The organism is Mycobacterium tuberculosis H37Rv, from assembly GCF_000195955.2.
Lineage (GTDB): Bacteria > Actinomycetota > Actinomycetes > Mycobacteriales > Mycobacteriaceae > Mycobacterium > Mycobacterium tuberculosis.
In genome coordinates this window covers 3,034,909-3,059,853 of sequence record NC_000962.3, presented here as the reverse complement: position 1 = coordinate 3,059,853, position 24,945 = coordinate 3,034,909, and the positions used below count along the sequence as shown (strand labels likewise).

Genomic DNA, 24,945 nt, shown 5'->3' with positions numbered 1-24,945 from the left:
CCGCCGAGCAGACGCAAAATCGCCCATTTCGTGCCGAAATGAGGCGATTTTGCGTCTGCTCGCCGGGCTACAGCACCAGCAGCATCCGGGAGTTGCCGAGGATGTTGGGCTTGACGTAGCTCAGGTCCAGGAATTCGGCGACCCCGATGTCATAGGAGCGGCACATCTCGTCGAACACCTCGGCGGTGACCGGGGTGCCCTCGATCTCGGTGAATCCGTGCCGGGCGAAGAACTCGGTCTCAAAGGTCAACACGAACACGCGCTGCAGCTGCAGATCGCGGGCGACCTGCAGTAGCCGATCGACGATTGCGTGGCCGATACCGTGGCCGGTCATGGCCGGGTCGACAGCGACGGTGCGGATTTCGCCGAGATCCGACCACAACACGTGCAACGCACCGCAACCGACGACTTTGCCATAGAGGTCCGGGTGCTCGGCCACCCAGAATTCCTGAACCGCTTCATAGAGTGTCACGAGATTCTTTTCCAGCAAGATCTTTCCGGCATAGGTGTCGACGAGTTGTTTGATCGCGGGCACATCGGAGGTTCGCGCGCGCCGGACCACCGGCCGGCAATCCCGTGGACGTTCGGTCACGTGTGAAACAGTATCGACATCAAGGGTCGCATGAGCAGGTCAACCCGTTATTCTGTTGCCGTGTCGGCGCAGCCTGAAACGGGTCAGATAGCAGGCCGCGCCCGCATTGCCAACCTCGCCAATATCCTGACGCTGTTGCGGCTGGTGATGGTCCCGGTCTTCCTGCTGGCCTTGTTCTATGGCGGCGGCCACCACTCCGCGGCCCGCGTAGTGGCGTGGGCGATATTTGCAACCGCCTGCATTACCGATCGATTCGACGGCCTGCTGGCTCGCAATTACGGGATGGCAACCGAATTCGGTGCGTTTGTCGATCCGATCGCGGACAAGACTCTGATCGGCTCGGCGCTGATCGGATTGTCGATGCTCGGCGACTTGCCGTGGTGGGTCACGGTGCTAATCCTGACCCGCGAACTCGGAGTGACCGTTTTGAGGTTGGCGGTTATTAGGCGCGGTGTCATTCCCGCGAGCTGGGGCGGCAAGCTGAAGACCTTTGTCCAGGCGGTGGCAATTGGCTTATTCGTGTTGCCACTTTCGGGTCCGCTGCACGTTGCGGCGGTGGTAGTGATGGCCGCCGCGATCCTGCTCACCGTGATCACTGGTGTCGATTACGTGGCCAGGGCTCTGCGGGACATCGGGGGGATCCGCCAGACCGCCAGCTGATTGCGGGAACCAACCCCACCGCCGGCGGCGTTCACCTGATGACGATTGCGAGGTGGACAAGGAGTTTTTGATGGCGGCTTTGGTGCGTGAGGTCGTTGGTGACGTGCTGCGCGGAGCGCGGATGTCGCAGGGTCGGACGCTGCGCGAGGTGTCCGATTCGGCGCGGGTGAGCCTCGGGTATCTGTCGGAGATCGAGCGCGGTCGCAAGGAGCCTTCCAGCGAGCTGCTCAGTGCGATTTGTACGGCTCTGCAGCTCCCGTTGTCGGTGGTGCTCATCGATGCGGGCGAGCGGATGGCGCGTCAAGAGCGCCTTGCCCGCGCCACCCCGGCTGGCAGAGCAACCGGCGCCACCATTGACGCCAGCACCAAGGTCGTCATTGCGCCGGTGGTGTCGCTGGCGGTGGCCTAAGGGTCGCCGGTCGGTCCGGGTCGACAAGATGCGCGCCATGGGTGGGGCAATGCGCGCTGACCCGATAAATTGAGCGACAGGGCGCTGAGACCATCTGGCGCACACAAGAAGCGAAGGCGGAGCTAACTGATGGCCAATCCGTTCGTTAAAGCCTGGAAGTACCTCATGGCGCTGTTCAGCTCGAAGATCGACGAGCATGCCGACCCCAAGGTGCAGATTCAACAGGCCATTGAGGAAGCACAGCGCACCCACCAAGCGCTGACTCAACAGGCGGCGCAAGTGATCGGTAACCAGCGTCAATTGGAGATGCGACTCAACCGACAGCTGGCGGACATCGAAAAGCTTCAGGTCAATGTGCGCCAAGCCCTGACGCTGGCCGACCAGGCCACCGCCGCCGGAGACGCTGCCAAGGCCACCGAATACAACAACGCCGCCGAGGCGTTCGCAGCCCAGCTGGTGACCGCCGAGCAGAGCGTCGAAGACCTCAAGACGCTGCATGACCAGGCGCTTAGCGCCGCAGCTCAGGCCAAGAAGGCCGTCGAACGAAATGCGATGGTGCTGCAGCAGAAGATCGCCGAGCGAACCAAGCTGCTCAGCCAGCTCGAGCAGGCGAAGATGCAGGAGCAGGTCAGCGCATCGTTGCGGTCGATGAGTGAGCTCGCCGCGCCAGGCAACACGCCGAGCCTCGACGAGGTGCGCGACAAGATCGAGCGTCGCTACGCCAACGCGATCGGTTCGGCTGAACTTGCCGAGAGTTCGGTGCAGGGCCGGATGCTCGAGGTGGAGCAGGCCGGGATCCAGATGGCCGGTCATTCACGGTTGGAACAGATCCGCGCATCGATGCGCGGTGAAGCGTTGCCGGCCGGCGGGACCACGGCTACCCCCAGACCGGCCACCGAGACTTCTGGCGGGGCTATTGCCGAGCAGCCCTACGGTCAGTAGTTGGGCAGACGGTTCGGCATGGCAGTGAAAGCGGGTCAGCGCCGGCCGTGGCGTTCGTTGCTGCAGCGCGGCGTGGATACCGCCGGTGATTTGGCCGACCTGGTAGCACAAAAGATCAGCGTCGCCATCGATCCGCGTGCCCGGCTGCTGCGCCGCCGCCGCCGTGCATTGCGCTGGGGTCTGGTATTCACCGCAGGCTGTCTGCTCTGGGGGTTGGTGACGGCGCTGTTGGCGGCCTGGGGCTGGTTTACGTCGCTGCTGGTGATTACCGGCACGATTGCGGTCACGCAGGCCATTCCGGCGACGCTATTGCTGCTTCGCTACCGCTGGCTGCGCTCGGAGCCACTGCCGGTGCGGCGGCCCGCAAGTGTGCGCCGGCTGCCACCACCGGGCTCGGCCGCGCGACCCGCGATGTCGGCGCTGGGCGCCTCCGAACGCGGGTTCTTCTCGCTGTTGGGTGTCATGGAGCGGGGCGCCATGTTGCCGGCGGACGAGATCCGCGACCTAACGGCCGCGGCCAACCAGACTTCGGCGGCGATGGTGGCGACCGCGGCCGAGGTGGTCTCGATGGAGCGGGCCGTGCAATGCTCGGCGGCGTCGCGGTCGTATCTGGTGCCGACCATCAACGCGTTTACCGCGCAGCTGAGCACCGGCGTCCGTCAGTACAACGAAATGGTCACCGCCGCAGCGCAATTGGTTTCCTCGGCGAACGGCGCGGGTGGGGCTGGGCCCGGACAACAGCGCTACCGCGAGGAGTTGGCCGGCGCCACCGATCGCCTGGTCGCTTGGGCGCAGGCGTTTGACGAGCTCGGCGGATTGCCCCGGCGTTAGTCGTTCGGGTCCGGCCGTGGCCCGTAGCGTTCGATATACGCCCGGTGAATGTGGGCGTCGCGTTGGCGGGCGTGCTCGTCGACGAGCTCGGGGTCAAGATTGTGCACGCGCAGCATGTGCCGGCGCCATACCTTGTTCAGCGCATGCGAGAAATACACGAACGGGATGAGAATCGGCAACGTCATGCTCAAGTGGACGTCCAGCGACGTCGGGATCAGCCAGAACGGGGCCAGCACCAGCACCGCCGGAACCGCGACGCGGATCATCATCCGGATGGCCGCACCCTTGCCGGCCAGATCGTTGCGCACCCAGTCTCGCATCGAGTCCGGCAGCCGCGCCCCGTAGCAATAGCGGATGTACTGCCACGGGTTGGGCCGCGGGCGGATTGCGTTGTCGCTCATTCGCTACAGGGTAGCCCGCGGCGACGAGAACGCCGACGCGGTCAGACCGCGCACCAGCGCCTTGGACGCCGAAGTGGTAATGCCATAGCGTGCCCGTTGTACCTCGAAAATGCCGCAGGCCCAGAACCGGATACGAAGCGGGCCGAAGGTCGGCGTTTCGGTGCGTTCGGTGGCGGGGATCTGCGGTGGATGGCCGACCGGGTGCCGCGCCAAGGCAGCGGCCGGCGCGGGTTAGGTAGCCGATCCGGTGCGGGTGTGCCACAAGGCGCTGACGCACGCGGTTGGCGGCATACGGCGGACGGAGTTCCACGAGTTGGTCAGCCCGCGATTCGGCGCGGCGTACCGGGCTTTTGGTGCTGGTTGGACCATGTGCTGACCGGTTTCGGTGGGCGCAATGCCATCTGCGCGATCGAGGACGGGGTTGAGCCCCGCGTCGCGTGGTGGGCGTTGTGCACCGATTTCGACGTGCCTCGGTCGATGGGCCGCCGCACGCCCGGTGGCTGAGGCCAAGCTGCGGCTAAGCTGGCTCAGCTAGGCAGCAATCCGTTCTCGCCGTTCTGGCCCTCCAGCAGCCCGCCGGCGCCACCGACGCCGACGCTGCCAGTCCCGGCTTTGCCAAATGCGGCGTTGCCGCCGTTGCCGCCCTGGCCCGTCAGCCAGGCGTTGCCGCCGTTACCGCCGCTACCACCCTTTCCTGCTATCGTGGCACCGCCGTCGCCGCCGTTGCCGCCCTCGCCGACCAACCCGGCCTTGCCGCCCACGCCGCCGTTTCCGCCGTCGCCGTTGTCGCTCTCCCCGCCGGCGCCGCCGGCGCCGCCGGAACCGTAGAACGTGCCGGCGTTACCGCCGGCCCCGCCGCGACCACCACTTAGGGTACCGGTGCCGCCGCTGCCGCCGGCGCCGCCAGAACCGACCAACCCGCCGATACCGCCGTCGCCGCCGTCGCCGCCGAACCCGCCGAACCCGCCGGCTCCGCCGGCCCCACCGGTGCCGTATAGCAGGCCGGCATTACCGCCGTGACCACCGTGGCCAGCGACAGTGGCGACTCCGCCTGCACCGCCGGCCCCGCCCGAGCCGAAGACCGTGCCGCCGGCGCCGCCCGCGCCGCCGTCGCCGCCGGCAGCACTGCCGAAGCCACCGTGCCCGCCGGCCCCGCCGACGCCAAACAGCCCGCCGCTGCCGCCGTCGCCGCCGGTCCCACCGGTGTCGCCGAAGCCACCGACGCCGCCCGAGCCGCCGCCCGGGCCGAACAGCCCGCCGGCCCCGCCAGCCCCGCCGGTCCCACCGGTGTCGCTGAAGCCGCCGGCGCCGCCGGCACCGCCGGCGCCGAACAGCCCACCGACCCCGCCCGCACCGCCGTTGCCACCGGCGGCCTGGGCGCCGCCGCCGAGGGCGGCGCCGCCTACGCCGCCGGCCCCGCCCGCGCCGAACAGCCCACCGGCGCCGCCGGCCCCGCCGGCACCCCCAGCGGCATCAAGAAAGGTGGTGAACCCGCCGTTGCCACCGGTCCCCGCGGTGCCCCAGATCAGCCCACCGGCGCCGCCGTTTCCGCCGGCGCCGCCGTTGCCGGCTTGGTTGGACGCGCCGGCACCGCCGGCCCCGCCGTTGCCAAACAATCCGGCAGCTCCTCCGTTACCGCCCTTCTGGCCGGAGCCGGCCAGCCCTGATCCCCCGTTACCGCCGCTGCCGTACAAGAGTCCGCCGGCCCCGCCGTCTTGTCCGGTCCCCGGTTTACCGTTGGCGCCGTTGCCGATCAGGGGGCGGCCGAGCGCGCTTCTGAAGGGCGCATTTATCACATCGACTAGTTGCTGAAGCGGTGTCACGGCGGCGGCTTCAGCGGAGGCATACGAGTACGCGCCCGCGGTCAAGGCCTGCACAAATTGCTGATGAAACGCCGATGCCTGCACGCTGAGGGCCTGATATGCCTGGCCATGCATTCCGAACAGCGCCGCGACGGCTATCGACACCTCATCGGCGCCCGCGGCCAGGATCGCGACCGTGGGGGCTGATGCGGCGGCACTGGCCGCGCTCACTGTCGAGCCGATGCTCGCCAAGTCCATTGCTGCCGCCGTTAAAAACTCCGGTGCCGCGATCACAAATGACATCTGAGACCTCCAAACACGCCACAGCCCGTCGTGTCGGCCCAAAATCGCCAGCTCACCCTCAAGACTGTGCATGGGGATCGTATAGCGGCCGAGGCGATGCATTTGCGGTTTCGCCCACACTTCGCATCTTTGCTGGCCCGCCGCGCAGAGTAGCGATAAGCCCGGGCAGCCGGCTGGCTGTAGCGCTACCCGATGTTCTACAGCGCGTTGGGCTTGATCCGGAAGGTCGGCCTACAGCGTTGCCTTCAGCGATGGCACCACCAGCGCCACCAGGCCTCGCAAGAGGCCCTTGAACATGTCGTAGACATCGAAGTAGTCCCGCCACAGGGTGATCCGCCCATCGTCCACCTCGAATACGCCGCAGACCCAGAACTGCACCCGCAGCGGTCCGATGATTAGCGCGTCGGTGCGTTCGGTGAGCACCGCGGCGCCGTCGGCGCCGATGCGGTGGATCTTCACCTCGAAGCCGACGCGGCCCTGCATGCGGCGAAGCAGCGTTGCCGTGCGGCGGCCACCGCGGATCCTGGAAAACCCGACGTTCTCATAGACCAGGTCGTCGCCCAGTGCGGCGTCGACGGTGTCGAAGTCTTCGTTCTGCAGGGCGTTGAGGAACGCCTCGACGGCACGAATGGCCTCGGTGGTTTCGGGGGTTTCCGGCGATGTTTCGGTCAGCTCGGCCATGGCTGTCAGCCTACGGCTGTGGCGCTGTGGCAGGGTAGGGCCGATGCGCGTCGCCGTGGTCGCCGGGCCGGATCCCGGGCACTCGTTTCCGGCGATCGCGCTGTGCCAGCGTTTCCGCGCAGCCGCTGACACGCCCACCCTGTTCACCGGGGTGGAATGGCTGGAAGCCGCCCGCGCCGCTGGCATTGACGCCGTCGAGCTGGACGGGCTGGCGGCCACCGACCGCGATCTCGACGCCGGGGCCAGGATCCATCGGCGAGCGGCGCAGATGGCCGTGCTCAACGTGCCGCGGCTGCGGGCTCTGGAACCGGAGCTGGTGGTGTCCGACGTCATCACGGCGTGCGGCGGCATGGCAGCCGAACTGCTAGGGATCCCGTGGGTGGAACTCAACCCGCATCCGCTGTACCTGCCGTCGAAGGGACTGCCGCCGATCGGCAGCGGACTGGCTGCAGGCACCGGTATCCGCGGCCGGCTGCGCGATGCCACCATGCGAGCGCTGACGGGGCGGTCCTGGCGTGCCGGGCTGCGCCAGCGTGCCGCCGTTCGGGTCGAGATCGGATTGCCGGCCCGCGATCCCGGGCCGCTGCGCCGGCTGATCGCCACGCTGCCCGCGCTCGAGGTTCCCCGCCCGGACTGGCCGGCCGAGGCCGTCGTGGTGGGCCCGCTGCATTTCGAGCCGACCGATCGGGTGCTGGCCATCCCCGCCGGCACCGGGCCGGTGGTGGTCGTGGCGCCGTCCACCGCGTTGACCGGGACCGCCGGATTGACGGAGGTCGCGTTGCAGTCTCTGACGCCGGGTGAGACGGTGCCGTCGGGATCGCGCCTGGTGGTGTCGCGTTTGAGCGGAGCCGACCTGACGGTGCCGCCCTGGGCGGTGGCCGGGCTGGGCAGCCAGGCCGAGCTGCTCACGCGGGCCGATCTGGTGATCTGCGGCGGTGGTCATGGGATGGTGGCCAAGACGCTGCTGGCCGGGGTGCCCATGGTGGTGGTTCCCGGTGGCGGGGATCAGTGGGAGATCGCCAACCGGGTAGTCCGGCAGGGTAGCGCGGTGCTGATCCGGCCGTTGACCGCCGACGCGCTGGTGGCGGCGGTCAACGAGGTGTTGTCGTCGCCGAGGTTCCGGGAGGCCGCGCGGCGGGCGGCCGCCAGCGTCGCCGGTGCGGCCGATCCGGTGCGGGTCTGCCACGACGCGCTTGCGTTGGCGGGGTAGCGCGCTGGGTATGTTGGCTGGCGTGCGGCTGACGGAGTTCCACGAGCGGGTAGCCCTGCATTTCGGGGCGGCTTATGGCTCGTCGGTGCTGCTCGATCACGTGCTGACCGGCTTCGACGGCCGTAGCGCCGCCCAGGCCATCGAGGACGGTGTCGAGCCCCGCGACGTCTGGCGGGCATTGTGCGCCGACTTCGACGTTCCCCACGATCGGTGGTGAGGTTGCACATTCGTCAAAGCGGGCAATCGCCGCACTTGCCTCCGGCGGGTACCCGGTAGAACAGGCAGCAGCTGCGACGCCGAAAGGTCAGATCCGGGCCGGTGAGCACGCCGGATCCGGCCAGGCTAGCGGTGTTGAGCAGATCGTCGGTGATCCGGACCAGCCGCGCACGCAAGTCGGGCCGCACCGCCGCCAGGGCGTTCGACGCGCCGACGAGCGCGGACGCGATGTTGCCACACGCGGCGTGTCACACTTGAATCGAACAGGTGTTCGGCTACTGTGGTGATCATTCGGAGCAGCCGACTTGTCAGTGGCTGTCTCTAGTGTCACGGCCAACCGACCGATACCGGTCAATCGAACACCGACCACAGGAGAGGCACCATGACGCAGACCCCCGATCGGGAAAAGGCGCTCGAGCTGGCAGTGGCCCAGATCGAGAAGAGTTACGGCAAAGGTTCGGTGATGCGCCTCGGCGACGAGGCGCGTCAGCCGATTTCGGTCATTCCGACCGGATCCATCGCACTAGACGTGGCCCTGGGCATTGGCGGCCTGCCGCGTGGCCGGGTGATAGAGATATACGGCCCGGAGTCGTCGGGTAAGACCACCGTGGCGCTGCACGCGGTGGCCAACGCTCAGGCCGCCGGTGGTGTTGCGGCGTTCATCGACGCCGAGCACGCGCTGGATCCGGACTATGCCAAGAAGCTCGGTGTCGACACCGATTCGCTGCTGGTCAGCCAGCCGGACACCGGGGAACAGGCACTCGAGATCGCCGACATGCTGATCCGCTCGGGTGCGCTTGACATCGTGGTGATCGACTCGGTGGCGGCGCTGGTGCCGCGCGCGGAGCTCGAAGGCGAGATGGGCGACAGCCACGTCGGGCTGCAGGCCCGGCTGATGAGCCAGGCGCTGCGGAAAATGACCGGCGCGCTGAATAATTCGGGCACCACGGCGATCTTCATCAACCAGCTCCGCGACAAGATCGGAGTGATGTTCGGGTCGCCCGAGACGACAACGGGCGGAAAGGCGTTGAAGTTCTACGCGTCGGTGCGCATGGACGTGCGGCGAGTCGAGACGCTCAAGGACGGTACCAACGCGGTCGGCAACCGCACCCGGGTCAAGGTCGTCAAGAACAAGTGCCTCGCAGAGGGCACTCGGATCTTCGATCCGGTCACCGGTACAACGCATCGCATCGAGGATGTTGTCGATGGGCGCAAGCCTATTCATGTCGTGGCTGCTGCCAAGGACGGAACGCTGCATGCGCGGCCCGTGGTGTCCTGGTTCGACCAGGGAACGCGGGATGTGATCGGGTTGCGGATCGCCGGTGGCGCCATCGTGTGGGCGACACCCGATCACAAGGTGCTGACAGAGTACGGCTGGCGTGCCGCCGGGGAACTCCGCAAGGGAGACAGGGTGGCGCAACCGCGACGCTTCGATGGATTCGGTGACAGTGCGCCGATTCCGGCGGATCATGCCCGGCTGCTTGGCTACCTGATCGGAGATGGCAGGGATGGTTGGGTGGGGGGCAAGACTCCGATCAACTTCATCAATGTTCAGCGGGCGCTCATTGACGACGTGACGCGAATCGCTGCGACGCTCGGTTGCGCGGCCCATCCGCAGGGGCGTATCTCACTCGCGATCGCTCATCGACCCGGTGAGCGCAACGGTGTGGCAGACCTTTGTCAGCAGGCCGGTATCTACGGCAAGCTCGCGTGGGAGAAGACGATTCCGAATTGGTTCTTCGAGCCGGACATCGCGGCCGACATTGTCGGCAATCTGCTCTTCGGCCTGTTCGAAAGCGACGGGTGGGTGAGCCGGGAACAGACCGGGGCACTTCGGGTCGGTTACACGACGACCTCTGAACAACTCGCGCATCAGATTCATTGGCTGCTGCTGCGGTTCGGTGTCGGGAGCACCGTTCGAGATTACGATCCGACCCAGAAGCGGCCGAGCATCGTCAACGGTCGACGGATCCAGAGCAAACGTCAAGTGTTCGAGGTCCGGATCTCGGGTATGGATAACGTCACGGCATTCGCGGAGTCAGTTCCCATGTGGGGGCCGCGCGGTGCCGCGCTTATCCAGGCGATTCCAGAAGCCACGCAGGGGCGGCGTCGTGGATCGCAAGCGACATATCTGGCTGCAGAGATGACCGATGCCGTGCTGAATTATCTGGACGAGCGCGGCGTGACCGCGCAGGAGGCCGCGGCCATGATCGGTGTAGCTTCCGGGGACCCCCGCGGTGGAATGAAGCAGGTCTTAGGTGCCAGCCGCCTTCGTCGGGATCGCGTGCAGGCGCTCGCGGATGCCCTGGATGACAAATTCCTGCACGACATGCTGGCGGAAGAACTCCGCTATTCCGTGATCCGAGAAGTGCTGCCAACGCGGCGGGCACGAACGTTCGACCTCGAGGTCGAGGAACTGCACACCCTCGTCGCCGAAGGGGTTGTCGTGCACAACTGTTCGCCCCCCTTCAAGCAGGCCGAGTTCGACATCCTCTACGGCAAGGGAATCAGCAGGGAGGGCTCGCTGATCGACATGGGTGTGGATCAGGGCCTCATCCGCAAGTCGGGTGCCTGGTTCACCTACGAGGGCGAGCAGCTCGGCCAGGGCAAGGAGAATGCCCGCAACTTCTTGGTGGAGAACGCCGACGTGGCTGACGAGATCGAGAAGAAGATCAAGGAAAAGCTTGGCATTGGTGCCGTGGTGACCGATGATCCCTCAAATGACGGTGTCCTGCCCGCCCCCGTCGACTTCTGAGCGCGAAGAGCAGGCGCGGGCACTGTGCCTGCGCCTGCTCACCGCGCGATCCCGCACCCGCGCCGAGTTAGCCGGCCAGCTGGCCAAGCGCGGCTACCCCGAAGACATCGGCAACCGGGTATTGGATCGGCTGGCCGCCGTTGGCCTGGTGGATGACACCGACTTCGCCGAACAATGGGTTCAGTCCAGGCGGGCGAACGCAGCAAAGAGCAAGCGCGCGTTGGCTGCCGAGCTGCACGCCAAGGGCGTCGACGACGACGTGATCACCACGGTGCTCGGGGGCATCGACGCCGGTGCCGAACGGGGGCGGGCGGAAAAGCTGGTACGGGCCAGGCTGCGGCGGGAGGTGCTGATCGACGACGGCACCGACGAAGCGCGGGTGAGCCGCAGGCTGGTGGCGATGTTGGCGCGCCGTGGGTACGGCCAGACCTTGGCGTGCGAGGTGGTTATCGCCGAGCTGGCCGCCGAGCGGGAGCGCCGACGCGTCTAAAGGGATTCGATGGCTAGAGAATGGTCATATTGGACGCGAAACAAACTGGAGATACTTGCCGGGTACCTCCCGGCCTTCAACAGGGCTAGTCAGACTTCTCGTGAACGAATTTACCTCGACTTGATGGCGGGCCAGCCCGAGAACATAGACCGCGACATGGGAGAGAAATTTGATGGCTCTTCTCTTATCGCTATGAAAGCCGATCCACCTTTCACGCGGCTCCGGTTTTGCGAGCTTAACCCGCTTGCCTCTGAATTGGACGTCGCCCTTCGGACCCGCTTTCCCGGTGACGGTAGGTACCGCGTTGTGGCCGGCGATTCCAACGTAACAATCGATGAAACACTTGCCGAACTAGGCCCTTGGCGGTGGGCGCCCACCTTCGCTTTCATCGACCAACAGGCCGCTGAAGTCCATTGGGAAACGATCAATAAGGTCGCCGCCTTTCGCCAGAACCCTCGTAACCTCAAGACCGAACTATGGATGTTGATGTCACCCACCATGATCGCGCGGGGCGTGAAGGGCACGAACGCGGAACTGTTTATCGAGCAGGTCACCCGCATGTACGGAGACGCGGATTGGAAGCGGATACAGGCAGCGCGATGGCGCCACCATCTAACTGCGCCTGCCTACCGTGCCGAGATGGTTAATCTCATGCGCGTCAAGCTGGAGTATGAGCTGGGATACAAGTATTCGCATCGTATTCCCATGCAGATGCACAATAAGGTCACAATCTTTGACATGGTGTTCGCGACCGATCACTGGGCCGGAGATGCGATCATGTGCCACCTGTACAACCGGGCGGCTCAAAAGGAGCCAGAGATGATGCGGCAAGCCAAGAGCGCGAAACAGCAGAAGGAGTCCGAGGACCGTGGCGAGATGGGATTATTCAGCGTTGGCGAACTAGCTGTCCAGGATTCGAACGCTGGGCAGATTCTGTGGGCGCCGTCGCCAACATGGGATCCGCGTGCACGCGGCTGGTGGTCCGAGGATCCGGGTTTCTAATCTCAATAAGCGGCATTTCATCCCAACAACGTCCGTCGAGTTCACGTCCAAATGCCTTTGGTGTTCTACCGCCCCATTGCTTGAAGAAGAATGGGACATCAGCGGCAGTACAGGTATCGCGAATATGGCGAACCCATTGTGGATCGATCGGGCGGAAATTTGGACCAGATTCGCCTCCGGCGATAACCCAATCAATCGAACCTAGATTTATTCCGTCCAGGGGCCCGAGTAATGGCTCGCAGGAGAGGAACCTTACTGCTGCGGGCACCTGTCGTAGGTCCTCGATACGGCGGAAGGCGTCGACATTTTCCACCGACACCCCCATCCAAACGTTCGAGGGCCACTCCAGCTTGTGAGCGAGGCGACGCAGTCGCAGGCTGCGCTTGGTCAAGATCTGGTAAGTGTGCTGTGGTGTGGCTCGCATCACCTCGAACACTTCCCTAATGAACCAGAGCGCCACCCTGGCGTGAAATAGGTCCGCCATCGAGTTCACGAACACTGTGCGGGGGCTTCGCCACCGGAACGGCTCGTCAAGACTGCGGGGATGGATGGTGACGCCAAATCCCGGACCGGAGGTTCTGGGGTCACCATCGGTTTGATACTTGTCGGAGCCCATCGCCTTTAGCCGCTTCGCTAACGTCATTGCGTAGCAGTGGTCACATCCCGGCGATACACGGTCGCATCCGGTGACCGGGTTCCAGGTTGCCCCCGTCCATTCGATCGCTGAGCGATCCGACATTATCGATTCCCTTCATGACGTTTGTCCGCGCCGAGCACCCGGTCCCCGATGCTAGACAGCGGCTCCGACAAGTCTGGTCTGTGGCATAAGCGATGCTTTAGAGGCAAGCGAGCCATAGTGTCGGTGACGACGCGACTACCTCATGCGCGTGGCCGACTTCTTCGAGCCGGTGTGCAGCGAAGCCGTGATCGGCCACCGTGTCGAGCGCGTCCCCGCTAGCCCGATGCTGCGACGAGGCGACACCATCCGCTGGGCCGCGAGCCGCCCAGCCGCCGTACCATGGCCCCGTGACTTCGATGGTGGCGCACGATGCCGCCGCGGGGGTGACCGGCGAGGGCGCCGGGCCGCCCGTGCGGCGAGCGCCAGCGCGCACCTATCAGGTCCGCACCTACGGCTGTCAGATGAACGTCCACGACTCCGAGCGGCTGGCGGGTCTGCTGGAAGCGGCCGGCTACCGGAGGGCGACCGACGGTTCCGAGGCCGACGTCGTGGTGTTCAACACCTGCGCCGTCCGCGAGAACGCCGACAACAGGCTGTACGGCAACCTCAGCCATCTGGCCCCGCGCAAGCGCGCCAATCCCGACATGCAAATCGCGGTCGGTGGCTGCCTGGCGCAAAAAGACCGCGACGCCGTGCTGCGCAGGGCGCCGTGGGTAGACGTTGTCTTCGGCACCCACAACATCGGGTCTTTGCCCACGCTGCTGGAGCGCGCCCGGCACAACAAGGTCGCCCAGGTCGAAATCGCCGAGGCGCTGCAACAGTTCCCGTCGTCGCTGCCCAGCTCCCGCGAATCTGCCTATGCCGCGTGGGTTTCCATCTCGGTGGGCTGCAACAACAGCTGCACGTTCTGCATCGTCCCGTCGCTGCGGGGTAGGGAGGTCGACCGCAGCCCGGCAGACATCCTGGCCGAGGTGCGGTCCTTGGTGAACGACGGTGTGCTCGAAGTCACCCTGCTCGGCCAAAACGTCAACGCCTACGGCGTCTCGTTCGCCGACCCCGCATTGCCCCGTAATCGGGGAGCTTTCGCCGAGTTGCTGCGGGCCTGCGGAGACATCGACGGGCTGGAGCGGGTCCGGTTCACCTCCCCACACCCGGCCGAATTCACCGACGACGTCATCGAGGCGATGGCGCAGACGCGCAACGTCTGCCCCGCGCTGCACATGCCGCTACAGTCCGGATCCGACCGGATCCTGCGCGCGATGCGGCGGTCCTATCGTGCCGAGCGCTACCTCGGCATCATCGAGCGCGTGCGGGCGGCCATCCCGCATGCCGCGATTACCACCGATCTGATCGTCGGTTTCCCCGGGGAGACCGAAGAGGACTTCGCGGCCACGCTCGACGTGGTGCGCCGGGCCCGCTTCGCGGCCGCATTTACCTTCCAATACTCCAAGCGGCCCGGGACACCGGCCGCGCAACTCGACGGACAGCTGCCGAAAGCCGTTGTGCAGGAACGCTATGAACGCCTGATCGCGCTGCAGGAGCAAATCTCGCTGGAAGCCAACCGCGCCCTGGTCGGGCAGGCCGTCGAGGTGCTGGTGGCCACCGGGGAAGGGCGCAAGGACACCGTCACGGCGCGCATGAGCGGGCGGGCGCGCGACGGGCGCCTGGTGCACTTCACCGCCGGCCAGCCGCGCGTGCGTCCCGGCGACGTCATCACCACGAAGGTCACCGAAGCGGCGCCGCACCACCTCATCGCCGACGCCGGCGTCCTGACCCACCGCCGCACCCGCGCCGGCGACGCGCACACCGCCGGGCAGCCGGGGCGCGCCGTCGGCCTGGGCATGCCTGGGGTCGGGCTGCCGGTCAGCGCGGCCAAGCCCGGAGGATGCAGATGATGAGCCACGAACACGACGCCGGGGATCTCGACGCCCTCCGCGCTGAGATCGAGGCGGCAGAACGCCGCGTTGCGCGCGAAATCGAGCCAGGCGCGAGGGCTTTGGTTGTCGCAATCCTGGTGTTCGTGCTGTTGGGGTCGTTTATCCTGCCGCATACCGGAAGCGTGCGCGGCTGGGATGTGTTGTTCAGCAGCCACGGCGCCGGCAGGGCCGCCGTCGCGCTGCCCTCGCGGGTATTCGCCTGGTTGGCGCTGGTGTTCGGCGTTGGCTTCTCGATGCTGGCGTTGCTCACCCGGCGGTGGGCGCTGGCTTGGGTGGCGCTGGCGGGTTCGGCGATGGCCAGCGGTACCGGGCTGCTGGCCGTATGGTCGCGTCAGACGGTCGCCGCCGGTCATCCCGGCCCCGGTATCGGGCTCATCGTCGCCTGGATCACCGCGATCGTGTTGACATTCCACTGGGCCCAGGTGGTGTGGTCGCGCACCATCGTGCAGCTCGCAGCCGAGGAGCGGCGTCGCCGCGTCGTCGCGCAACAACAGTGCAAGACGCTGCTGGACCACGTGCAAACGGACTCCGAGGCCGGGACAACGCCCGACCGCGGCACCGACCGTTAGGGGCGTCGGGTCAACGCGTCGGCGGCTGCCTCGGCCCACTGCCGCCATTGTTCGGCGTTCGCCTTCGCCTCGTCGGCTTCCTTGGTGCGACCGGCCGCTGCTGCCTTCTCGGCCTGGTGTTCAAACTGCTCGGCCCGGGCGCGGAACTGCTCGGCGCGGGCCCGCGCCTGCGGGTCGGACCAATCCGCTTCGCCGGCTTCTCGCACCTTTTTCTCGACCGCGCGTAGTCGCCGCTCCAGCTCCGCGGCCCGCTCCCGCGACACCTTGCCGATCGCGTCCCACTTCTCGGCGATCGACCGCAGCGCTGCTCGAGCGGCCTCGTGGTTTGTCGTGTCGAGCCGCTCCGCTTCGGCCAGCAGCGCCTCCTTGGCGTCGGCATTGGCTCGCAACTCGGCCTCCTTCTCGGCGGTGGCGGCATTGCGAGCCGTGAAGAAGGAGTCCTGCGCGGCCTTGAAGCGACGCCACAGGGCGTCGTCCACATCCTTGCTCGCGCGTCCCGCCGCTTTCCAGTCGGCGAGCAGCTTGCGGAACTCCGCGCTGGTGGCGGTCCAGTCCGTCGACTCGGACAACTCCTCGGCCCGTTCACAAAGCCGTTCCTTGCTTTGCCGGACGCCGGATCGCTCACGGTCCAATTCGGCGAAGTGGGACCCTCGCCGCCGGTTGAACGTATCGCGGGCCGTCGAGTAGCGCTTCCACAGCGCGTCATCGACCTTGCGGTCCACACCGCTAATCGTCTTCCATTCATCGAGGATTGCCCGCAGCCGGTCACCGGCGACCTTCCATTGTGTCGCGTTGGCGGCCAGCTCCTCGGCTTCGGCGGCCAGCGCCTCTTTACGGGCGGTCTGGGCGGCTCGATGTTCCTCGCGTCTGGAGCGGTCGGCGGCAGCGATGACCTCCGCGCGATCACGAATGCTTGTCAACCGGTCTGCCAGCGCGTCGACATCGCCCAGCACGCATGCCGTCGGCAACGTTTCGGCCAGCGCGATCGCATGGGCTTTGATCTTGCGTGCGTCGCCGGTGCCGGACGCCAACCGCTCGTCCATCAGCATGATTTCGGTGCTCAGGTCATCGAATCGCCTGCCGAAATGGGCAAACGCGGCTTCGGGATCGCCGGCCTGCCAGGAGCCGACGATACGCTCGCCGCTCGCACTGACCAGCCACACCGTGCCGTCGTCGTCGATACGGCCGAAACGGTGCGGGTCGCTGGGAGGGTGCGCACCCACCGGGTAGGAGGTGGGTCGCGGCACCGGCCGGGGGCCGGGACGCGGTCCCGGGCGGGGCACCGGCGTGGCAGCCGGTTGGGGGGCCGACCCGGACGAATCGTCGCTGCGGGGCTCGTCGGCCGTCATGCGCTTGTCACCTACCTTGCAACCCTTCGCGCGTATGCCGCGCATCTGCCGCGCGAAGCGGCACCGATGTGGTCGGCCCGATGCCCTCACCCGGTCCTGCCACCGTTTCCAACAGTATTGAAGCAAGTATTGAGGCCGCTTGACAGACTGTTCGTCGCGATATTTGCCGATCGTGGGTGTCATGGCCCTGTGCTTTTCCGCCATCCGTAGAGCTGATCGAGGTCGGGGTCCAGCTGCCGCCGGTAGTAAGGGGCCGAACCGAGCTGTTACTCGCGCACCTCCCGTGGAAGCGCTGAGGGCCGTAAGCAACGGTCAATTGCACGGCCGACCCGCCGACCGCACTTGGGGCCGAGCCACCATGATGGCAATTCCTCATCAATCCCGGCGCAGCGAATATGCCGCAGAATTCCGAAGCCGATGACGAAGCACGCGTCTGCGCGCAACGTTTTGTTGTGATATTTGTCTGGCGCCAGTTCATCATCATTGAACAACTGCTTAAATCGAGATGTATCAGTCAGCTTCCGGGCCGAATGTCGGTGGGAGGTCACCTATGGCCAGCGTCGAATTCGCGACCATTCTGGCGCTGGGCGCCGCGTTGCTGGCCGGGATCGGGTATGTGACACTTCAGCGGTCCGCGCGACAGGTCACCGCTGAAGAATATGTCGGCCATTTCACGTTGTTCCACCTCTCTTTGCGTCACGCTCTGTGGTGGCTGGGCAGCCTGGCCGCAGTCGCCAGTTTCACCCTGCAGGCCATTGCGCTGACGATGGGTTCGGTGGTGTTGGTGCAGTCGCTGCAGGCCACCGCACTGTTGTTCGCGCTGCTGATCGATGCTCGGTTGACTCATCACCGCTGTACTCCCAGGGAGTGGATGTGGGCGGTATTGCTGGCCGGCGCGGTGGCCGTCATCGTCATGTCGGGCAACCCGGCGGCCGGCACTACTCGGGCCCCCTTCTCGACCTGGGCGGTGGTTGCTGTCGTGGTTGTTCCGGCGGTGGTGCTTTGTGTGGTTGGTGCACGGATTGCCTCGGGTTCGCTGTCCGCGGTGCTGCTGGCGGTGGCGTCGTCGGCAACGTTGGCGGTATTCACCGTGCTGACCAAAGGGGTCGTGACGGAGCTCGGCGAGGGGTTCGCGACACTGATCCGGACCCCCGCGTTGTATGCCTGGATCCTGGTTCTACCGATCGGGCTGATGCTTCAGCAGTCGTCGTTGCGGGTGGGCGCGCTAACCGCCTCGTTGCCGACGATCACCGTGGCGAGGCCGGTGATCGCTTCGGTGCTGGGGATCACCGTGCTCGATGAGGTGCTGCACACCGGCCGGGTGGCCCTGGTCGCGCTGGTGGCAGCGGTAGTGGTGGTGGTTGTCGCGACCGTAGCCTTGGCCCGTGACGAGGTCGCGATGATGACGGTTTCCGCCGGCGAATTGGGGGCCGCGGGCCAGCTTGCGGTTCGTTGACCGTCTCTGGCCAATGAGCGCGGGACAGTGTCGGCCTCTCAGCACGGTCTCTTTGCAGCCGTTGCTCCACGAGGCCGAATCCGCCCGCCAAGGCGTTAGCTTTGTGTTGTGTTGAGCGCCATCGGGATCGTTCCGTCCGCGCCGGTGTTGGTTCCCGAACTGGCCGGAGCCGCCGCTGCCGAGCTGGCCGATTTGGGGGCCGCGGTGATCGCGGCGGCCTCCTTGTTGCCGAAAAGCTGGATTGCTGTCGGAACCGGGCGCGCCGACGACGTCGTGCGCCCCACCGACGTCGGCACCTTTGCGGGCTTCGGCGCCGACGTGCGAGTCGGGCTCGCGCCGCAGGACGGTGACGGAGTTGCCGTTCCGGTGGAATTACCCCTGTGTGCGCTACTTACCGCCTGGGTACGGGGCCAGGCCCGGCCTGAGGCCAGGGCACAGGTCCACGTCTATGCCAGCGACCACGGTTCCGATGCCGCGGTGGCACGTGGCAGGCAACTGCGAGCCGACATCGACCGGGAGCCCGATCCGATCGGGGTACTAGTCGTCGCCGACGGCCTGAACACCCTGACGCCCCGCGCTCCCGGCGGCTATGACCCCGACGGCGCCGGTATGCAGCGGGCTCTCGACGACGCGTTGGCCAGCGGCGACCTCGCCGTCTTGACCCGGCTGCCCGCACAGGTGCTTGGGCGGGTGGCATTTCAGGTGCTGGCCGGCCTGGCCGAGCCAGGACCGCGATCGGCCAAGGAGTTCTACCGAGGAGCGCCACACGGCGTGGGGTATTTCGCCGGTGTCTGGCAGCCGTGAGACCGTTGGCGATTATCGGACCGACGGGCGCCGGCAAGTCCCAGTTGGCGCTCGACGTCGCCGCGCGGCTCGGCGCCAGGGTGAGCGTGGAGATCGTGAACGCCGACGCGATGCAGCTGTATCGCGGCATGGACATCGGGACGGCGAAGCTGCCCGTCAGCGAGCGCCGTGGCATCCCGCATCATCAACTCGATGTCCTGGATGTCACCGAAACCGCGACCGTGGCGCGCTACCAGCGGGCCGCCGCGGCGGACATCGAGGCGATCGCAGCCCGGGGAGCGGTGCCGGTCGTGGTGGGCGGCTCGATGCTGTATGTCCAATCCCTGCTCGACGACTGGTCGTTTCCCGCAACCGATCCTTCAGTACGCGCGAGATGGGAGCGGCGTCTGGCCGAGGTCGGGGTGGATCGGCTGCACGCCGAGTTAGCCCGCCGAGACCCGGCTGCAGCCGCGGCAATCCTGCCCACAGATGCCCGGCGCACGGTGCGGGCGCTCGAGGTGGTCGAACTCACCGGGCAGCCATTTGCCGCGTCCGCGCCACGCATCGGTGCGCCGCGGTGGGACACGGTTATCGTCGGGTTGGACTGTCAGACAACGATTCTCGACGAGCGGTTGGCCCGTCGCACCGACCTGATGTTTGATCAGGGCCTGGTTGAAGAGGTACGCACTCTGCTCCGCAATGGTCTGCGCGAGGGGGTCACCGCGTCACGCGCGCTGGGCTACGCGCAGGTAATAGCCGCTCTGGACGCCGGTGCTGGAGCTGACATGATGCGCGCCGCGCGGGAGCAGACGTACCTGGGCACCCGCCGCTACGTGCGACGGCAGCGGTCCTGGTTTCGCCGAGACCACCGGGTGCACTGGCTCGACGCCGGTGTGGCCAGCTCACCGGACCGCGCACGACTGGTCGACGACGCCGTGCGGTTATGGCGGCACGTAACCTGATCTGGTGATTGAGGAGTGGCGCAGATGATCTTCGCGAAGGGCCACGGTACCCAGAACGACTTCGTGTTGCTGCCTGACGTCGACGCCGAGTTGGTGCTCACCGCTGCCCGGGTGGCGGCATTGTGCGACCGGCGGAAGGGGCTGGGCGCCGACGGGGTGTTGCGGGTTACGACCGCCGGAGCCGCCCAGGCGGTAGGAGTGCTGGACAGCCTGCCCGAGGGTGTCCGCGTGACCGACTGGTACATGGATTACCGCAACGCCGACGGGTCGGCAGCCCAGATGTGCGGCAACGGTGTGCGAGTGTTCGCGCACTACTTGCGTGCCAGTGGCCTGGAGGTTCGCGACGAGTTCGTCGTAGGGTCACTGGCCGGACCGCGACCAGTCACCTGCCACCACGTCGAGGCGGCCTACGCCGACGTCTCCGTCGACATGGGCAAGGCCAACAGATTGGGCGCAGGGGAGGCTGTTGTTGGTGGCAGGCGGTTTCACGGCCTGGCCGTCGATGTGGGTAACCCGCATCTGGCGTGCGTGGATTCCCAGCTGACCGTCGACGGCCTGGCGGCATTGGACGTGGGTGCGCCGGTGAGTTTCGATGGTGCGCAGTTCCCCGACGGGGTCAATGTCGAGGTACTCACCGCGCCGGTCGACGGGGCGGTCTGGATGCGGGTTCACGAACGCGGCGTGGGGGAAACCCGCTCGTGTGGCACCGGGACGGTTGCGGCCGCGGTCGCCGCGTTGGCGGCGGTGGGCTCGCCGACCGGAACGCTCACCGTGCACGTGCCGGGCGGAGAGGTCGTGGTTACCGTCACCGATGCCACCAGCTTCCTGCGTGGGCCGTCAGTGTTGGTGGCCCGCGGAGATCTCGCTGACGATTGGTGGAACGCGATGGGGTGATCCCAGGCAGCGGCTTATGCCGGCAAATTCAGATGCGCGGCCAGCTGCCACGTGCCACCATCGGGTACTGGCTATGACATATCCAGATCCGCCCCAGACGGGCCTTTCGGACTTCACACCGAGCCTCGGTGAGCTCGCACTCGAGGACAGATCGGCGCTGCGCCGGGTTGCCGGGTTGTCGACCGAGCTTGCCGACGTCTCCGAGGTGGAGTACCGCCAGCTGCGCCTGGAGCGGGTGGTGTTGGTGGGAGTGTGGACCGAGGGCAGCGCGGCTGACAACCGGGCAAGCCTGGCCGAGCTGGCGGCATTGGCCGAAACCGCCGGCTCCCAGGTGCTCGAAGGACTCATCCAGCGTCGCGACAAGCCCGACCCGTCGACCTACATCGGCTCGGGCAAAGCGGCCGAACTCCGCGAAGTGATCGTGGCGACCGGCGCCGACACCGTCATCTGCGACGGCGAACTGTCGCCGGCGCAGTTGACCGCCTTGGAAAAGGCTGTGCAGGTTAAGGTTATTGACCGCACCGCGCTGATCCTCGACATCTTTGCCCAGCATGCCACCAGCAGGGAGGGCAAAGCCCAGGTGTCGCTGGCTCAGATGGAGTACATGCTGCCGCGGCTGCGCGGCTGGGGTGAGTCGATGTCACGGCAGGCGGGCGGTCGCGCCGGTGGCAGTGGTGGCGGGGTGGGTCTGCGCGGTCCCGGTGAGACCAAGATCGAGACTGACCGACGCCGCATCCGCGAGCGGATGGCCAAGTTACGGCGCGACATCAGGGCCATGAAACAGGTCCGCGACACCCAGCGCAGCCGTCGCCGGCACAGTGACGTGCCGTCGATCGCGATTGTCGGCTACACCAACGCGGGTAAGTCCAGCCTGCTCAACGCGCTGACCGGGGCCGGGGTGCTGGTACAGGACGCGCTGTTTGCCACCCTGGAACCCACCACCAGGCGCGCGGAGTTCGGTGACGGTAGGCCAGTCGTGCTCACCGACACCGTCGGCTTTGTGCGGCACCTGCCCACCCAGTTGGTCGAGGCGTTTCGCTCCACGCTGGAGGAGGTCGTGCACGCCGATCTATTGGTCCACGTCGTGGACGGATCCGACGGCCACCCGCTAGCCCAGATCGACGCGGTCCGTCAGGTGATCTCCGAGGTGATCGCCGACCATGACGGCGATCCGCCGCCCGAGCTGCTGGTAGTGAACAAGGTTGACGTCGCTAGCGACCTGATGCTGGCCAAGCTGCGGCACGGGCTGCCCGGCGCGGTGTTCGTTTCCGCCCGCACCGGCGACGGTATCGATGCGCTCCGACGGCGGATGGCCGAGCTGGTTGTGCCCGCCGACACCGCCGTCGACGTGGTGATCCCGTACGACCGCGGCGACCTGGTGGCCCGTGTGCACGCCGATGGGCGGATACAGCAGGCGGAGCACAAGCCCGAGGGCACCCGGATCAAGGCCCGTGTCCCGGAGGCGCTGGCTGCCACCTTGCGCGAGTTTGCGCCGCGAGCGTAACGCCACGGCGAATTCGGTGCACGCAAGCTCGCCGTGGCGTTACGCTCGCAGCGGCTGGCGCGCCCCGGCTACCTGCCGACCAACCGCCCGGTTGGTATTGTTGGGCACCAGAATTTTCTTCCCCGGAGGGCATCCATGGGCAGTGCCACCAAGTACCAGCGCACACTTTTCGAACCCGAACATGAGTTGTTTCGCGAGTCTTACCGGGCGTTCCTCGATCGCCACGTCGCGCCCTATCACGATGAATGGGAAAAGACCAAGATCGTCGACCGCGGCGTGTGGCTGGAGGCCGGCAAGCAGGGATTTCTGGGCATGGCGGTGCCCGAGGAGTATGGCGGTGGGGGTAACGCGGACTTCCGGTACAACACGGTCATCACCGAGGAAACCTGCGCCGGACGGTACAGCGGGATCGGTTTTGGCCTGCACAACGACATCGTGGCGCCGTACTTGCTGGCGCTGGCCACCGAAGAGCAGAAGCGGCGCTGGTTTCCCAACTTCTGCACCGGGGAATTGATCACCGCGATCGCGATGACCGAGCCCGGAACCGGTAGTGACCTGCAAGGTATCACCACCCGTGCCGTCAAACACGGTGATCATTACGTGCTAAACGGGTCAAAGACGTTCATCACCAACGGGATCAATTCAGACCTAGTGATCGTGGTGGCGCAGACGGATCCCGAAAAGGGTGCGCAAGGGTTCAGTTTGTTGGTCGTCGAACGCGGCATGGCTGGATTCGAACGCGGCCGCCAGCTGGACAAGATCGGGTTGGACGCCCAGGACACCGCCGAGCTGTCCTTCACCGACGTGGCGGTTCCAGCCGAAAACCTGCTCGGCCAGGAGGGGATGGGGTTCATCTACTTGATGCAGAACCTGCCGCAAGAACGGATCTCGATCGCCATCATGGCGGCCGCGGGGATGGAATCCGTGCTGGAGCAGACACTGCAGTACGCCAAGGAGCGCAAGGCGTTCGGCAGGTCGATCGGTAGCTTCCAGAACAGCCGATTCTTGCTGGCCGAGCTGGCAACCGAGGCCACTGTGGTGCGCATCATGGTCGACGAATTCATTAAGCTGCACCTGGCGGGGAAGTTGACGGCAGAGCAGGCCGCCATGGCCAAGTGGTATGCCACCGAGAAGCAGGTGTATCTGAACGACCGCTGTCTGCAGCTGCACGGTGGGTACGGCTACATGCGCGAATACCCAGTCGCCCGGGCCTATCTCGATTCGCGGGTACAGACGATTTACGGTGGCACGACCGAGATCATGAAAGAGATCATCGGTCGTGGCTTGGGTGTTTAGGCGCAGCTAGCCCTCAGCTAGCGCGGGCTCACATGTGCGCGTCGCGCGCGGCATGGGCCCTGCACAGCAGCGTCATCAGGTCGTCGTCCTGTCCGGGCTGCATGCGGTATTTCGTTGGGAGAGTGTTGATCTGGCGTTCAGCGGCCAGCAGTGCGGTAAAGATCTTGTCGCGTTCGGCCGACTCGGTCTCATAGTGCAGGTCGAGGTATGCGGTTGCATACCGCCGGGCCCTCGCCATGGCGTTCTGCGCCCGTCCGCGCGCCGACCAGAACGACGCCGCGGTCGTGATCAGCAGGACGATGATGATCACCGTCAACGACTGGGTGGTGCTCACCTCCACGGTCGGGACCGGCTTGCCGCCGTTGATGAACGGAATCTTGTTGTCGTGCAATGCTTCCAGCATCAGTTTGACGCCGATGAAGCCAAGAATCACGGCCAACCCGTAAGACAGATAGACTAGCCGATCCAGCAGGCCGTCGATCAAGAAGTACAGCTGGCGCAGGCCCAACAGCGAGAACGCGGTGGCGGCGAACACCAGATAGACGTTTTGGGTCAGGCCGAAAAGTGCTGGAATCGAATCGAACGCAAATAGTATGTCAGTGCCACCCACGGCGATCATGACCAGCAACAACGGGGTCATCATTCGCTTGTTGTTCGAGACCGTGAACAACCGGTCTCCGTTGTAGTCCTGTGAGGTCCGCAAGAAGCGGTCGGCTAGCCGGATAATGACGGACCTCTTGAGCGTTTCGGCGTCGCGGCTTTCTAGCCCGGTGGGTCTGGCGAGGTTGCCCGCCATGACCAGTAGGACCAGGCCGAACAGGTAAAAGGCCGAGTTGAAGTTCTCGATGAGCGCGGCGCCGACGAAGATGAATCCGGTGCGCGTGACGAGCGCAAACGCGATACCGAACAACAGCACCTTTTGTTGCGCGAGACGAGGCACCCCGAAGCTGCTGATGATGACCAGAAATACGAACAGGTTGTCGACCGACAGGGCTTCGTCGGTCAGGTAGCAGGCGAAATATTCGACCGCCAGCTCTGAGCCGCCGAACACCACCACTGCGATGCCGAACAGGATCGCTATCCCCACGAAGGTCGCCGACTGGATGACGGCCTGACGTAACGTCGGTACATGGGTCTTGCGTACGTGGAGGACGTAGTCGACCAACATCAAGCCGGCGATCAGGACGATGGTGAGGGTCCAGACCAGGCCGGAAGCACCCAT

Annotated in this window: 25 protein-coding genes; 18 read left to right on the top strand and 7 right to left on the bottom strand. The window is 66.0% G+C overall.

Annotated features, from left to right (window positions below; genetic code table 11):
• Positions 1-67: 67 nt before the first annotated feature.
• Positions 68-592 (bottom strand): L-glutamate alpha-N-acetyltranferase, encoded by a 525-nt coding sequence (argA, locus tag Rv2747; protein ID NP_217263.1) that lies wholly within the window; start codon positions 590-592, stop codon positions 68-70.
• A 30-nt stretch (positions 593-622) separates the two neighbouring features.
• Between argA and pgsA3 the strand changes: the two genes are divergently transcribed.
• The 5 genes from pgsA3 to Rv2742c all read left to right on the top strand — a co-directional run bounded on the left by pgsA3 (position 623) and on the right by Rv2742c (position 4,339).
• Complete coding sequence (pgsA3, locus tag Rv2746c; RefSeq protein NP_217262.1) at positions 623-1,252, top strand: CDP-diacylglycerol--glycerol-3-phosphate 3-phosphatidyltransferase; 630 nt, start codon at positions 623-625, stop codon at positions 1,250-1,252.
• Positions 1,253-1,322: 70 nt separating this feature from the next.
• On the top strand, positions 1,323-1,661 hold the full coding sequence (clgR, locus tag Rv2745c; protein NP_217261.1) for a transcriptional regulator ClgR: 339 nt from the start codon (positions 1,323-1,325) through the stop codon (positions 1,659-1,661).
• Positions 1,662-1,790: 129 nt separating this feature from the next.
• On the top strand, positions 1,791-2,603 hold the full coding sequence (gene 35kd_ag / locus Rv2744c; RefSeq protein ID YP_177903.1) for a hypothetical protein: 813 nt from the start codon (positions 1,791-1,793) through the stop codon (positions 2,601-2,603).
• 18 nt (positions 2,604-2,621) lie between these two features.
• The gene (locus Rv2743c; RefSeq protein ID NP_217259.1) at positions 2,622-3,434 is read left to right on the top strand and encodes a hypothetical protein; all 813 of its coding nucleotides are present in this window, start codon (positions 2,622-2,624) and stop codon (positions 3,432-3,434) included.
• Positions 3,435-3,505: 71 nt separating this feature from the next.
• Positions 3,506-4,339 carry a hypothetical protein gene (locus Rv2742c; protein ID NP_217258.1) on the top strand — a complete coding sequence of 278 codons (834 nt, stop codon included), beginning with the start codon at positions 3,506-3,508 and terminating at the stop codon, positions 4,337-4,339.
• 23 nt (positions 4,340-4,362) lie between these two features.
• Here the strand turns inward: Rv2742c and PE_PGRS47 are convergent, their stop codons facing one another.
• Both PE_PGRS47 and ephG read right to left on the bottom strand, forming a co-directional pair.
• Positions 4,363-5,940: a PE-PGRS family protein PE_PGRS47 gene (PE_PGRS47, locus tag Rv2741; RefSeq protein YP_177902.1), complete on the bottom strand. Its 1,578-nt coding sequence runs from the start codon at positions 5,938-5,940 to the stop codon at positions 4,363-4,365.
• Between the two features lie 231 nt (positions 5,941-6,171).
• Positions 6,172-6,621, bottom strand: coding sequence for an epoxide hydrolase (gene ephG, locus Rv2740; RefSeq protein ID NP_217256.1), 450 nt, complete (start codon positions 6,619-6,621; stop codon positions 6,172-6,174).
• A gap of 43 nt (positions 6,622-6,664) precedes the next feature.
• Here ephG and Rv2739c point away from each other — a divergent pair, with 43 nt between their 5' ends.
• From Rv2739c to Rv2735c, 5 genes are all read left to right on the top strand, one after another.
• Positions 6,665-7,831 (top strand): transferase, encoded by a 1,167-nt coding sequence (locus tag Rv2739c; protein ID NP_217255.1) that lies wholly within the window; start codon positions 6,665-6,667, stop codon positions 7,829-7,831.
• Positions 7,832-7,841: 10 nt separating this feature from the next.
• Positions 7,842-8,048 carry a hypothetical protein gene (locus Rv2738c; protein NP_217254.1) on the top strand — a complete coding sequence of 69 codons (207 nt, stop codon included), beginning with the start codon at positions 7,842-7,844 and terminating at the stop codon, positions 8,046-8,048.
• Positions 8,049-8,429: 381 nt separating this feature from the next.
• On the top strand, positions 8,430-10,802 hold the full coding sequence (gene recA / locus Rv2737c) for a recombinase A (RefSeq protein ID NP_217253.1): 2,373 nt from the start codon (positions 8,430-8,432) through the stop codon (positions 10,800-10,802).
• Positions 10,768-11,292, top strand: a complete 525-nt coding sequence (recX, locus tag Rv2736c) for a regulatory protein RecX (RefSeq protein ID NP_217252.1) — start codon at positions 10,768-10,770, stop codon at positions 11,290-11,292. The genes recA and recX overlap by 35 nt, the downstream gene beginning before the upstream one ends.
• Positions 11,293-11,301: 9 nt before the next feature.
• Positions 11,302-12,294, top strand: a complete 993-nt coding sequence (locus Rv2735c) for a hypothetical protein (RefSeq protein NP_217251.1) — start codon at positions 11,302-11,304, stop codon at positions 12,292-12,294.
• Here Rv2735c and Rv2734 read toward each other — a convergent pair.
• Entirely contained in the window at positions 12,179-13,033 is an 855-nt protein-coding gene (locus Rv2734) for a hypothetical protein (RefSeq protein ID NP_217250.1), read from the bottom strand. The two genes, Rv2735c and Rv2734, sit on opposite strands and share 116 nt — an antisense overlap.
• Before the next feature lie 296 nt (positions 13,034-13,329).
• On the opposite strand from Rv2734, the gene Rv2733c reads away from it, so the two are divergent.
• Positions 13,330-14,868 carry a (dimethylallyl)adenosine tRNA methylthiotransferase gene (locus Rv2733c; protein NP_217249.1) on the top strand — a complete coding sequence of 513 codons (1,539 nt, stop codon included), beginning with the start codon at positions 13,330-13,332 and terminating at the stop codon, positions 14,866-14,868.
• Positions 14,865-15,479 carry a transmembrane protein gene (locus Rv2732c; RefSeq protein ID NP_217248.1) on the top strand — a complete coding sequence of 205 codons (615 nt, stop codon included), beginning with the start codon at positions 14,865-14,867 and terminating at the stop codon, positions 15,477-15,479. The genes Rv2733c and Rv2732c overlap by 4 nt, the downstream gene beginning before the upstream one ends.
• Here the strand turns inward: Rv2732c and Rv2731 are convergent.
• Together Rv2731 and Rv2730 are read right to left on the bottom strand one after the other, a co-directional pair.
• Positions 15,476-16,828 (bottom strand): hypothetical protein, encoded by a 1,353-nt coding sequence (locus Rv2731; RefSeq protein ID NP_217247.1) that lies wholly within the window; start codon positions 16,826-16,828, stop codon positions 15,476-15,478. The two genes, Rv2732c and Rv2731, sit on opposite strands and share 4 nt — an antisense overlap.
• A gap of 7 nt (positions 16,829-16,835) precedes the next feature.
• On the bottom strand, positions 16,836-17,312 hold the full coding sequence (locus tag Rv2730; RefSeq protein NP_217246.1) for a hypothetical protein: 477 nt from the start codon (positions 17,310-17,312) through the stop codon (positions 16,836-16,838).
• A 66-nt stretch (positions 17,313-17,378) separates the two neighbouring features.
• Between Rv2730 and Rv2729c the strand changes: the two genes are divergently transcribed.
• From Rv2729c to fadE20, 6 genes are all read left to right on the top strand, one after another.
• On the top strand, positions 17,379-18,284 hold the full coding sequence (locus Rv2729c) for an integral membrane protein (protein ID NP_217245.1): 906 nt from the start codon (positions 17,379-17,381) through the stop codon (positions 18,282-18,284).
• A gap of 108 nt (positions 18,285-18,392) precedes the next feature.
• Positions 18,393-19,088, top strand: coding sequence for a hypothetical protein (locus tag Rv2728c; protein NP_217244.1), 696 nt, complete (start codon positions 18,393-18,395; stop codon positions 19,086-19,088).
• A complete protein-coding gene (gene miaA / locus Rv2727c) occupies positions 19,085-20,029 on the top strand; it encodes a tRNA delta(2)-isopentenylpyrophosphate transferase (protein NP_217243.1) in 945 nt (314 codons plus the stop codon). Before Rv2728c ends, miaA begins: the two co-directional genes overlap by 4 nt.
• A 24-nt stretch (positions 20,030-20,053) precedes the next feature.
• Positions 20,054-20,923, top strand: coding sequence for a diaminopimelate epimerase (gene dapF, locus Rv2726c; protein NP_217242.1), 870 nt, complete (start codon positions 20,054-20,056; stop codon positions 20,921-20,923).
• A gap of 16 nt (positions 20,924-20,939) precedes the next feature.
• A complete protein-coding gene (gene hflX / locus Rv2725c; RefSeq protein ID NP_217241.1) occupies positions 20,940-22,427 on the top strand; it encodes a GTP-binding protein HflX in 1,488 nt (495 codons plus the stop codon).
• 135 nt (positions 22,428-22,562) lie between these two features.
• On the top strand, positions 22,563-23,723 hold the full coding sequence (gene fadE20, locus Rv2724c) for an acyl-CoA dehydrogenase FadE20 (RefSeq protein ID NP_217240.1): 1,161 nt from the start codon (positions 22,563-22,565) through the stop codon (positions 23,721-23,723).
• A 28-nt stretch (positions 23,724-23,751) separates the two neighbouring features.
• On the opposite strand, the gene Rv2723 is transcribed toward fadE20, so the two are convergent.
• Positions 23,752-24,945 (bottom strand): integral membrane protein, encoded by a 1,194-nt coding sequence (locus tag Rv2723; protein NP_217239.1) that lies wholly within the window; start codon positions 24,943-24,945, stop codon positions 23,752-23,754.

Coding starts and splice junctions, on each gene's coding strand:
- pgsA3 (NP_217262.1), top strand. CDS start 623: ATGAGCAGGTCAACCCGTTATTCTGTTGCCGTGTCGGCGCAGCCTGAA.
- clgR (NP_217261.1), top strand. CDS start 1,323: ATGGCGGCTTTGGTGCGTGAGGTCGTTGGTGACGTGCTGCGCGGAGCG.
- 35kd_ag (YP_177903.1), top strand. CDS start 1,791: ATGGCCAATCCGTTCGTTAAAGCCTGGAAGTACCTCATGGCGCTGTTC.
- Rv2743c (NP_217259.1), top strand. CDS start 2,622: ATGGCAGTGAAAGCGGGTCAGCGCCGGCCGTGGCGTTCGTTGCTGCAG.
- PE_PGRS47 (YP_177902.1), bottom strand. CDS start 5,940: ATGTCATTTGTGATCGCGGCACCGGAGTTTTTAACGGCGGCAGCAATG.
- ephG (NP_217256.1), bottom strand. CDS start 6,621: ATGGCCGAGCTGACCGAAACATCGCCGGAAACCCCCGAAACCACCGAG.
- Rv2739c (NP_217255.1), top strand. CDS start 6,665: ATGCGCGTCGCCGTGGTCGCCGGGCCGGATCCCGGGCACTCGTTTCCG.
- Rv2738c (NP_217254.1), top strand. CDS start 7,842: ATGTTGGCTGGCGTGCGGCTGACGGAGTTCCACGAGCGGGTAGCCCTG.
- recA (NP_217253.1), top strand. CDS start 8,430: ATGACGCAGACCCCCGATCGGGAAAAGGCGCTCGAGCTGGCAGTGGCC.
- recX (NP_217252.1), top strand. CDS start 10,768: ATGACGGTGTCCTGCCCGCCCCCGTCGACTTCTGAGCGCGAAGAGCAG.
- Rv2735c (NP_217251.1), top strand. CDS start 11,302: ATGGCTAGAGAATGGTCATATTGGACGCGAAACAAACTGGAGATACTT.
- Rv2734 (NP_217250.1), bottom strand. CDS start 13,033: ATGTCGGATCGCTCAGCGATCGAATGGACGGGGGCAACCTGGAACCCG.
- Rv2733c (NP_217249.1), top strand. CDS start 13,330: ATGGTGGCGCACGATGCCGCCGCGGGGGTGACCGGCGAGGGCGCCGGG.
- Rv2732c (NP_217248.1), top strand. CDS start 14,865: ATGATGAGCCACGAACACGACGCCGGGGATCTCGACGCCCTCCGCGCT.
- Rv2731 (NP_217247.1), bottom strand. CDS start 16,828: ATGACGGCCGACGAGCCCCGCAGCGACGATTCGTCCGGGTCGGCCCCC.
- Rv2730 (NP_217246.1), bottom strand. CDS start 17,312: ATGATGATGAACTGGCGCCAGACAAATATCACAACAAAACGTTGCGCG.
- Rv2729c (NP_217245.1), top strand. CDS start 17,379: ATGGCCAGCGTCGAATTCGCGACCATTCTGGCGCTGGGCGCCGCGTTG.
- dapF (NP_217242.1), top strand. CDS start 20,054: ATGATCTTCGCGAAGGGCCACGGTACCCAGAACGACTTCGTGTTGCTG.
- hflX (NP_217241.1), top strand. CDS start 20,940: ATGCCGGCAAATTCAGATGCGCGGCCAGCTGCCACGTGCCACCATCGG.
- fadE20 (NP_217240.1), top strand. CDS start 22,563: ATGGGCAGTGCCACCAAGTACCAGCGCACACTTTTCGAACCCGAACAT.
- Rv2723 (NP_217239.1), bottom strand. CDS start 24,945: ATGGGTGCTTCCGGCCTGGTCTGGACCCTCACCATCGTCCTGATCGCC.